Below are 9,703 nucleotides of genomic sequence, written 5' to 3'. Positions count from 1 at the left end.
CGGCCCGGCGCGGGCGGGGCCGCGCCGGACCGCCACCTCCCTCGTGCGGTCTGCTCGCGGCCTCACGGCCGCTCGCAGGCGCACGCCGGTTCTGTTTATAAATTGTCGCGGCGGCGCTCTCCTTCCGTCCGCGTTCCGGCGCGACGCCCGAACTAATGCCCTTTTGAACGCGGGGACCGTCCGGTCAGGTATGACCGAGACCCTCAGGCTCGCCACGCGCGGGTCGGACCTCGCCCTCCGGCAGGCCGGGACCGTCCGCGACGCGTTGTCGAGCCGCCGACGCGACGTGGAACTCCGCCGCGTCGAGACCCGCGGCGACCAGATCCCCGACGAGCTGATCCACCGGCTCGGGAAGACCGGCGCCTTCGTCCGATCGCTCGACGAGGAGGTGCTCGGCGGCGACGCCGACCTCGCCGTCCACTCCCTGAAGGACGTGCCGACCGAGGGGATGGACGACATGGTCGTCGCCGGCGTCCCCGAGCGCGCGCCCTCGGGCGACGTGCTCGTCCACCCCGACGGGGTCGGGATCGATGACCTGCCCTCGGGCGCGGTGATCGGGACGGGCTCGCTCCGGCGGACCGCCCAGCTCAAAGCCGCGCGCCCGGACCTCGTCGTCGAGCCGCTCCGCGGCAACGTCGACACCCGGATCGAGAAGCTGCTCGCGCCCGGCCTCCAGGCGGAACACGAGCGCCGGCTGATCGCCTCGGGCGAGGCGAGCGCGATGACCGCCGAGGAGAGCGGTGCTGACGACGCCGAAGACGGCGCCGAGGACGCCGACAGCGACGACCCCGAGATCGACGAGGAGTTCGACCGCACCGTCGAGGAGTGGTTCGACTCGCTCTCCGACCTGGAGCGCTCGGCGATGGAGCGGAAGGTCGAAACCGAGTACGACGCCGTCGTCCTCGCGGAGGCAGGGCTCCGGCGCTCCGACCTGTTCCACGAGATTCCCACGACCCGGCTTCCCCGCGAGGAGTTCGTTCCCGCGGCGGGCCAGGGCGCCATCGCGGTGACCGCGACCGACCCGGACGTGATCGAGGACGTGCGCTCCGCGGTCGACCACCCCCGGACCCGGGTGGCGGTCACCGTCGAGCGGACGATCCTCGGGGAACTCAACGGCGGCTGCGTCGCCCCCATCGGCGTCTCGGCGCTCGTGCAGGGCGAGCACGTCCACACCCGCGTCCGCGTGCTCTCTACCGACGGCACCGAGGAGGTGGCGGACACCCGCGACCTCCCGATCCGGTCGCACGCGAAGGCGGCCGAGTCGTTCGCGGCGGACCTGGCGGACCGTGGCGCGGCCGACCTGATCGCCGCCGCCCGCGAGGAGGCCGAAGTGGACCAGGGGACCCGGCAGGAGGCGGACGATGAGTGAGGGAGTCGACCCGTCGACGACGGGCGAAGCGGCCGACCTCGGCACCGTCTTCCTCGTCGGCTCCGGCCCGGGCGACCCGGACCTGCTGACCGTGAAGGCCGCCCGGCTGATCGAGTCGGCCGACGTGGTCCTCCACGACAAGCTCCCCGGCCCGGAGATACTCGGAGAGATCCCGGCCGAGAAGCGCGAGGACGTCGGCAAGCGCGCCGGCGGCGAGTGGACCCCGCAGGAGTACACGAACCGTCGGCTCGTCGAGCTGGCGCGCGAGGGGAAGTCCGTGGTGCGACTGAAGGGCGGCGACCCGTTCGTCTTCGGCCGGGGCGGCGAGGAGGCCGAACACCTCGCCGACGCCGGGGTCCCCTTCGAGGTCGTCCCGGGCGTCACCTCGGCGATCGCGGGGCCCGCGGTCGCCGGAATCCCGGTGACGCACCGCGATCACGCCTCCTCCGTCTCCTTCGTCACGGGCCACGAGGACCCGACGAAAGAGGAGTCGGCGGTCGACTGGGACGCGCTCGCCGCGACCGGCGGGACGATCGTCGTGCTGATGGGCGTCGGCAAGCTGCCCGCGTACGCCGCCGAGCTCCGCGACGCCGGGCTCGCCGGCGACACCCCCGTCGCGCTGGTCGAGCGCGCGACGTGGCCGGGGATGCGCGTCGCGACCGGCACCCTCGACTCGATCGTCGAAGTCCGCGACGAGGCCGGGATCGAGCCGCCCGCGATCACCGTGATCGGCGACGTGGCCGCGGCCCGGGACCGGGTCGTCGAGTTCCTCCGAAACGACGGCGGGCGGGGTGACGACGCGTGAGCGACCGCGGAGCGGTCGGCGGCGGCGAGGGCGACGCCGCGGCCGGCGAACGCGACGCGACCGCCGGGCGCGACGACGCCCCCCGCGTCGCCGTCTTCCGCCCGGCCGACGAGCGGATAGACGACGCCGCGGCGCTGCTGGAGTCGCTCGGCGCCGAGCCGGTCGCCGACCCGATGCTCGCGGTCGACCCGACGGGGGCGGTGCCGGCCGCGGCGCCGTACGTCGTCCTCACGAGCAAGACCGGCGTCGAGCTCGCGGCCGAGGCGGGCTGGGAGCCGGGCGACGCGACGCTCGTCGCCATCGGCCCCGCGACCGCCGCCGCGGCGCGCGAGGCCGGCTGGACCGTCGACGTCGTCCCCGACGAGTACACCTCGGCGGGGCTGGTCGAGGCGCTCTCCGGGCGCGTCGCCGGCGAGGCCGTCGAGGTGGCCCGCTCGGACCACGGCAGCGACGTGCTGATCGAGGGCCTCCGCGACGCCGACGCGACGGTCAACGAGACGGTGCTGTACCGGCTGACACGGCCGGAGGGGGCGGGCGAGTCCGCCGAGCGGGCCGCCGCGGGCGACCTCGACGCCGCCGCGTTCACCTCGTCGCTCACGGTGACTCACTTCCTCGAGGCCGCCGACGAGCGGGGGATCCGCGAGGCGGCGATCGCCGGCCTCGACGACGCGACCGTGGGCGCGATCGGCCCGCCGACCGCGGAGACGGCGGCGGAACACGGGATCGACGTCGACGTCGTTCCGGGGGACGCCGACTTCGCGGCCCTCGCCGAGGCGGTCGTGGCGGCGGCGACGGACGGTGACGTCGGTCCGGACCGATAGTTCTCGGGACCGATACGTTCGCTCGCTTCGACCACACGGCCGAGAATCCGTCGCTCGGTGCGCTTCCGACGCGATCCGCCGCGTCCGCCCTGTCGCAAGGAATCAGATCAGATAATTTGGAACGCACATTTATTATCCGACAGGTGAGAAGCAATGACATGCAACCGAGCGAGCGCTGGTCGCTGCGGACCGACGACGAGGTGCTAGTCGTCGAGTTCCCACACGGAACGGGGCTTAGCCCCGCCGACAGCGAGGCGCTGCTCGATCGGTGGCGGACGGTCACCGCCGACCGCGCGGTCGACGCCGTCGTGATCCTCGTGCGGACGAGCCGGCCCTGCTCCGACGCCGGGCGGCGGGCGCTCCGGGAGTCGGCCCAGATCGCCGTCGCCCGCGGCGTGGACCGGTTCGCCGTCGTCGGCGAGCGCTCGAAGCGCCGCTACCTCAAGCGGACTATCGACGTCGAAGGGGTCGACACCGAGGCGTTCAACGACACCGACCCCGCGCTGGAGTGGGCGAAGCGTCCGTCGACCGCCGTCCCTTCCGCCGAGACGTCGTCGTAGGCGGGTCCTCGTTTCAAATAGAAGCCGGTGCCGGTTCGAGCGACGCCGGCCTTGCCCGAATCGCTGTACCGCGGTTAGCTGTCGCTGCCGGCGGCGGTCTCGTTTCCGGCACCGTCGGTTTCGTTTTCGGCGGCGCCGTCGCCGTCGGACCCGTCCTCGTCGCCGTCCGACCCGTCCGCTTCCTCGGCGTCGGCGGCGGATTCGTCCTCGTCGCCGTCCGACCCGTCCGCTTCCTCGGCGTCGTCGTCGGATTCGTCCTCGTCGTCATCGTCGTCGATCTCGTTGACGTCGACGTCCCGGCCCGCGACCCCGCTCCCGGAGATCACGGGTTTGAGGATGTAGCCGTTGTTCGGACCGCGCCTGACGACGTTGATGTCGAAGACGAAGCTGACTGGTTCGTCGGGCGTGACCTCGAACCCGTTCGTGATCCGGAGCTTCTCGCTCGGGAGCTTCACGTCGACTTCCCCGCCGTCGACGATCCCCTCGACGGCGGAGACGGAGAGCTCGATCTTCTCGTAGCTTCCCGCCGGAATTTCACCGTCGAACACGGCCATAGCGTCCTCCTCGATCACCCGCGTGAGGTCGACAGTGGCGCCGTCGAGGTCGACGACGGTGAAGCCGCGCTCCTCCGCGTCTCCGTCTTCGTCGTCCTCCTCGTCTTCGTTCCCGTCGTCCTCCGCATCGCCTTCCTCGTCGTCCTCCGCATCGCCTTCCTCGTCGTCCTCCGCATCGCCTTCCACGTCGTCCTCCGCATCGCCTTCCTCGTCGTCCTCGTCCGCGGTTCCGTTCGGCGAGTCGTTCTCCGCTTCGGTCGCGTTCCCGGCCTGTTCGGAGCCGTCGTCCTCGCCCTCTGTCTCTTCTTCGTCGGGCTCCGCGTCCTCGTCGTCATCGTCTTCGTCGTCGTCCTCGTCCCGTGCCTCGAAGATCCGAGCCTCGTCGAGGGTGACGTTCAGTTGATCGAAGTCGCCGATGTCGGCCGGCGCGTCGCTGATGAGGAGCCGGAAATTACCGGTGAGCGTCTGCGACCCGTCGGAGCCGTCCGAGCCGTCGGAGCCGTCCGAGCCGTCCGAGCCGTCCGACGAGGGGAGCGCACCGTCGCCGGCGCAGCCGGCGAGTAGCGTCGCGCTCGCGCCCGCGCCGAGCGCCACGAACTCACGTCGTCCGAAGCCGTCGGCGGGGGTGTCCTGAGAGCGGTCGTCGCCTGTCGTCCGCGGTCGGTCCGTCATGGTGATTCGCCCTACGCGCCCCGGACGGGTATATAACGGAGATTCTCAGCCCGAATTAATGCGGATCAAACCGCTTTCAATCGTCTGGATTAGCCGGATAGACACCGACGAGAGACGTCTGAGCGACCGTTCACGGATCGGCCGTGTCGATGCCCGCTTCGTCGACCACGCGCTTCGCCTGTCGGGTCGCGCGCTCGCGGACCGCGTCGGCGTCGGTCCCGACGTGCTCGCCGCCCTCGTACCGGACCTCGCCGTCGACCATCGTGAAGACCACGTCGTCGCCGTGAGCGGCGTACACGAGATGCGAGAGCGGGTCGTGGATCGGCGTGGCGCGCGTCCGGTCGGTGGTGAGCCCGATCACGTCGGCCCGGTGGCCCTCTCGAAGGGCGCCGAGTCGGTCGAAGCCGGCGGCGCGCGCGCCGTTCGTCGTCGCCATCTCCAACACGGTCGCGGCGGGGAGCCGGGTCGGGTCGCGCGCGTCGACCTTCCCGAGGAGGCTCGCCTGCCGCATCTCGGTGAACGGGTCGAGCGTGTTGTTGCAGGGCGGGCCGTCGTTGCCGAGCGCGACCGCGATCCCCCGGTCGAGGTAGTCGTGGACCGGGGCGACTCCGGAGGCGAGCTTCATGTTCGAGGAGGGGCAGTGGGTGACGACCGTGTCGGTCTCGGCGAGCACCTCTCGCTCGCGCTCGTCTGTGTGGACGCAGTGGGCGAGCGTCACGTCCGGTCCCGTGAGCCCGACCTCGTCGAGCCACAGGACGTTCCGCTTGCCCGTGTCGGCCTCAACGGTCTCGATCTCGTCCTCGTTCTCGCTGGCGTGGGTGTGGATCGTCACGCCCTCGTGGCGGTCGGCGAGCTCGCGGCAGCCCCGCAGGCACGCCTCCGTGCAGGTGACGGCGAACCGGGGGGTGACCGCGTACCGGATCCGACCGCCGGCGGCGCCGTGGTACTCCTCGACGAGCGCCTCGCTCTCGGCGAGCGCGGCGTCCGTGTCCTCTAAGAGTCCGTCCGGGGAGTCCCGGTCCATCAGCACCTTCCCGAGCCGCGCGCGGATCCCCGTGTCTATCGCGGCCTCGAACGCCTGCTCCGCGTGGTTGACGGAGAGGTGGTCGACGACGGTCGTCGTCCCGCTCTCGAGGCATTCGAGGTACCCGAGCTCGGCGGCGGCGCGGGTCGCCTCGGCGTCCATCGCGGCCTCCATCGGGAGCACGGCGTCGAACAGCCAGTCGAGCAGGGCGGCGTCGTCGGCGATCCCCCGGCCGAGCGACTGCACCGAGTGCACGTGGCCCCCGATCAACCCGGGCGCGACGAGGTCGACCTCGCGGCGCTCGTGGTCGGGGTACTCCTCGCGGAGGGCGGCGGCGGCGCCGACCGCGGCGATCGTCGCGCCCTCGACGACGACCGCGCCGTCGGGGACGACGGTCTCCGGATCGGCGATGACGGTTCCGGCGATCAACATGTCCGTCCGTTCCTGATGGTCGATTCTTAAGAGGGTGTCCTTCGCGGGTCGGCGGCGCTGGTCGCGGGTCGGCGGCGCTGGTCGCGGGTCGGCGGCGAGCGGCGCGGATCGGCGGCGCTGGTCGCGGGTCGGCGGCGAGCGACGGCGACCGACGGAGCGGTCGACGCCGCGTTCTCCCGTCCGCTACTCCAGTTCCGTCTCGCGCTCGCGACGGTCGCGGGAGTCGCGTCGGTCCGCGGCGTCGGCGTCGATTCGCCCCTTCAGATCCTCGGTCTCCAGCAGTCGGTCGAGCCGGCGCTCGAACTCCTCCTCGCCGATCTCGCCGGTGGCGTACCGCTCGCGGAGCGTCTCCAGGGGATCCCCGGCCGCCGCGGTCGTCGCGGCCGACGCACCGGCCGCGTCCCCGGACTCGACGAGCGGGAAGTCCTCGCCGAGCAGCAGCACGAGCGGGATGATCACGAAGAAGCCGAGGATGAACGTGGCGGGGATCAGCGGCCCCAACGCCCCCGGGAGGAGGACGGCGAACAGCGAGGTGAGCCCGAACGAGAGGACCGCGACGAGCCCTATCAGCCGCTTTTTCTCGAACGTCGGGAGGGACATACGCGGGAGATTCCGACGAATCAACAAAAGCGTACTGCCGGCGGTCCGCCGAGCGGGTCGACCGCGGCGGCGCCCGCGACCGACGGCTATTCGTTTCGGCCGCCCCCAGCCGGATCCGTGCTCAGATACGTGACGACGAACCCCGGGAAAGTGCGCGAGGCGGAGCGGTACCTGCCGGACGGCTCGGTGGAGCGACTCGACTTCGACTACACGGAGATCCAGGCCGACGGGCTCGGGCCGATCGCCGCGCGGGGCGCGCGGGAGGCGTACCGCCACGCGGGCGAGCCGGTGCTCGTCGACGACGCGGGGCTGTTCGTTGAGGGGCTCGACGGGTTCCCCGGTCCGTACTCCTCGTACGTGGAGGAGACGCTCGGGGTCGAGCGCGTCCACGAGATCGCCGCCGGCCTCGACGACCGCCGGGCCGCGTTCCGCTGCACGCTCGGCTACTGCGACGGCGAGGGGTTCGCCGCGAGCCCGGACCCCGTCGACCGGGGCGACCGAGACGCGGCCGCCGCGGCCGGACCGGACGGGGAGGGGGTTGCTGACGACGGGGCGGGCGAATCGGACGGCGACGGCGCGGGCGAATCGAACGCCGACGGCGCGGGCGAATCGACCGACGCGCTCCCGGTCAAGCTGTTCGAGGGGTACGTCCCCGGGCGGATCGTGGCGCCGCGCGGCGACGGCGGCTTCGGCTACGACCCGATCTTCGAACACGACGGCGAGACGTTCGCCGAGATGGACACCGACCGGAAGAACGCGGTGTCACACCGGGGGCGGGCGTTAGAGAAGTTCGCGGAGTGGTACGCGGACCGGTAACGCGTCGTTCAGGCCGTTTCGGCGATGGCGGCGGCCAACAGGTCACAGCCGAGGTCGATCTCGCGTTCGGTGACGTCGAGCGGCGGCAGGATCCGGAGCACGTCGTGGCCGCACGCCAGCGTGAGCAGCCCGCGGGAGAACGCGCCCTTCTGGACCGCGTCGCGGCGCTCCTTCGAGTCGAAGTCGAGCGCGAGCATCAGTCCCTTCCCGCGGACGTCGGTCACGCCCGGGAGGTCGGCGTCGCGGATCGTCTCCTTGAACTGTCGGCCCCGGACCGTGGCGTTGTCCATGAGGTCGTACTCCCGGATGGCGTCGAGCGTGAGCGCGCCCTGCGCGGAGGCGATCACGTCGCCGGCGCCCCACGTCGACGAGAGCCGACTCTTCTCCTCGGGGAACACGTCCGAGCGGGAGACCGTCGCGCCGACGCGGAGCCCCTTGGCGCTGGAGATCACGTCCGGTTCGAGCGCGTAGTGGTCGGACCCCCACATCTCGCCGGTGCGACCGACGCCGGACTGGATCTCGTCGGCGATCAGGGTGATGTCGTGCTCGTCGACGAGGGCGGCGACCTCGTCGGTGAACGCCTCGGAGGGGAACCGGTAGCCGCCCTCGCCCTGGATCGGCTCCAAGATGAGGTACGCCACGTCGTCAGGGTCGATGTGACCGCGCTCGGGGTCGAGCTTCTCCCGGAGCCGAGAGACGCCGTCGACGAAGAAGCCGCACGAGCAGGTCTCCGGGGTGCAGGTCCGGTCGTCGCAGAACGGGGCGTCGTGGACACCGCTTATCTCCGGGAACTCCCGGCGGTAAACGGATTTGGACCGGTTGAGCGAGAGCGCGCCGAGCGTCCGCCCGTGGAACGCGCCGTCGAAGGTGATCGCGTGCTTGGCGCCGCCGGAGTCGTCGTACGCGATCTTGATCGCGTTCTCGACCGCCTCGGCCCCGGAGTTCGAGAGGAAGACGGTGTCCATGTCGTAGTGGTCGGTGACCTCGGTGAGCCGCTCCATCAGCCCGGACGAGCCCGGGAGCCCGTCGCCGGGCGACTCGCCGCCGGCGACGTAGAAGTCCTGACCCGCGATCTTCAGCGGGTCGACCAGGTCGAACTCCGCGAGCGGTTCCATGATCTTCGGGTTGTTGTACCCGAGCGGCGCGGCGGCGACGTGGCTCGTGAAGTCCATGAGGACGTTGCCGTCGACGTCGGTGCAGAACGGGCCCTCGGCGGGCGCGGTGCGGTCCCAGACGAACTCGTAGACGTACGTGCTCGGCGCGGCCGACTCGTGGTGGTAGTCGACCCACTCCCGCGCGCGATCGCCCGGGAGGTCCGTGACGTCGGGCGTGGCCGTGTGGCGATCCATGGTGACGCGTGGCACGCGGATGGAATAAATCCGGGGCGATTCGGCGGTCGTTGGAGAAACATCCAACCGCGGCTCGCGGCGCGGGGAGAGAGAGGCGAGAGGGAGGGACCGCGGAGACGGAACCGACCGCTCAGTGGTCGACGTACTCGGTCTCCCACTCCGTCCGGGCCTCGATCTCGCGTCGGCCGCGGCGGGTCAGGGTGTAGTAGTTCGTGCGCCGGTCCCGCTGGCCCTTCTCGACGAGGCCCTTCTCGACGAGCGTGTCGAGGTTGGGGTAGAGCCGGCCGTGGTGGATCTCTTTCTCGTAGTAGTCCTCCAGCTCCTCTTTGATCGCGAGCCCGTGGGGCTCGTCCAGGCCGGCGATCACGTAGAGCAGGTCACGCTGAAAACCCGTGAGGTCGTACATGCAACTGACCGGACATTGCCGTTCTAAATAAATAAATATACCGTTATAAACGGCATCGATCAGCGGTTCGACCCCCGCAGTCACTCGATATTTCCGGTTTCGTCGTGTCAGTCGGACAACTACGACCCACCGGATCGGGTCCGAATCGGCCCGCCGACCGAGGATCCGGGATTTGATATGTCGGATCGGAGCGACGGATGAGTCGGGTCGATCGCCGGAGTCGAGGGCCGACGGACGCTAGACTCGGCGGATCTTAGACTCGGCGGGCGATGGACTCGGCGGGCGGTGGGGTCGG

The 9,703-nt window shown here is 71.2% G+C and carries 10 protein-coding genes; 5 read left to right on the top strand and 5 right to left on the bottom strand.

The features are described 5' to 3' along the window. Positions 1 to 190: 190 nt before the first annotated feature. The 4 genes from hemC (at position 191) to DJ81_RS11285 (ending at position 3,555) form a co-directional block, all read left to right on the top strand. A complete protein-coding gene (hemC, locus tag DJ81_RS11300; protein WP_094523981.1) occupies positions 191 to 1,369 on the top strand; it encodes a hydroxymethylbilane synthase in 1,179 nt (392 codons plus the stop codon). Further along, the gene (gene cobA / locus DJ81_RS11295; protein ID WP_094558245.1) at positions 1,362 to 2,174 is read left to right on the top strand and encodes a uroporphyrinogen-III C-methyltransferase; all 813 of its coding nucleotides are present in this window, start codon (positions 1,362 to 1,364) and stop codon (positions 2,172 to 2,174) included. Before hemC ends, cobA begins: the two co-directional genes overlap by 8 nt. A gap of 116 nt (positions 2,175 to 2,290) precedes the next feature. Next, a complete protein-coding gene (locus DJ81_RS11290; protein ID WP_249269126.1) occupies positions 2,291 to 2,995 on the top strand; it encodes a uroporphyrinogen-III synthase in 705 nt (234 codons plus the stop codon). Positions 2,996 to 3,153: 158 nt separating this feature from the next. Continuing rightward, a complete protein-coding gene (locus DJ81_RS11285) occupies positions 3,154 to 3,555 on the top strand; it encodes a hypothetical protein (protein ID WP_094523984.1) in 402 nt (133 codons plus the stop codon). A gap of 74 nt (positions 3,556 to 3,629) precedes the next feature. On the opposite strand, the gene DJ81_RS11280 is transcribed toward DJ81_RS11285, so the two are convergent. The 3 genes from DJ81_RS11280 to DJ81_RS11270 all read right to left on the bottom strand — a co-directional run bounded on the left by DJ81_RS11280 (position 3,630) and on the right by DJ81_RS11270 (position 6,837). Next, on the bottom strand, positions 3,630 to 4,781 hold the full coding sequence (locus DJ81_RS11280) for a DUF4382 domain-containing protein (RefSeq protein WP_094589791.1): 1,152 nt from the start codon (positions 4,779 to 4,781) through the stop codon (positions 3,630 to 3,632). Positions 4,782 to 4,911: 130 nt separating this feature from the next. Continuing rightward, on the bottom strand, positions 4,912 to 6,237 hold the full coding sequence (locus DJ81_RS11275; RefSeq protein WP_094589789.1) for a 5'-deoxyadenosine deaminase: 1,326 nt from the start codon (positions 6,235 to 6,237) through the stop codon (positions 4,912 to 4,914). 183 nt (positions 6,238 to 6,420) lie between these two features. Beyond that, positions 6,421 to 6,837 (bottom strand): SHOCT domain-containing protein, encoded by a 417-nt coding sequence (locus DJ81_RS11270; protein WP_094523987.1) that lies wholly within the window; start codon positions 6,835 to 6,837, stop codon positions 6,421 to 6,423. Positions 6,838 to 6,954: 117 nt separating this feature from the next. Here DJ81_RS11270 and DJ81_RS11265 point away from each other — a divergent pair, with 117 nt between their 5' ends. Next, positions 6,955 to 7,653 (top strand): non-canonical purine NTP pyrophosphatase, encoded by a 699-nt coding sequence (locus tag DJ81_RS11265; RefSeq protein ID WP_094589787.1) that lies wholly within the window; start codon positions 6,955 to 6,957, stop codon positions 7,651 to 7,653. A gap of 8 nt (positions 7,654 to 7,661) precedes the next feature. Here the strand turns inward: DJ81_RS11265 and DJ81_RS11260 are convergent, their stop codons facing one another. Together DJ81_RS11260 and DJ81_RS11255 are read right to left on the bottom strand one after the other, a co-directional pair. Further along, a complete protein-coding gene (locus DJ81_RS11260; RefSeq protein WP_094526877.1) occupies positions 7,662 to 9,002 on the bottom strand; it encodes an aminotransferase class III-fold pyridoxal phosphate-dependent enzyme in 1,341 nt (446 codons plus the stop codon). 130 nt (positions 9,003 to 9,132) lie between these two features. Beyond that, entirely contained in the window at positions 9,133 to 9,408 is a 276-nt protein-coding gene (locus DJ81_RS11255; protein WP_094523274.1) for a PadR family transcriptional regulator, read from the bottom strand. Positions 9,409 to 9,703 lie beyond the last annotated feature (295 nt).

The organism is Halorubrum sp. Hd13, from assembly GCF_002252755.1.
GTDB lineage: Archaea > Halobacteriota > Halobacteria > Halobacteriales > Haloferacaceae > Halorubrum.
This window is presented reverse-complemented; position numbering and strand designations above follow the sequence as displayed.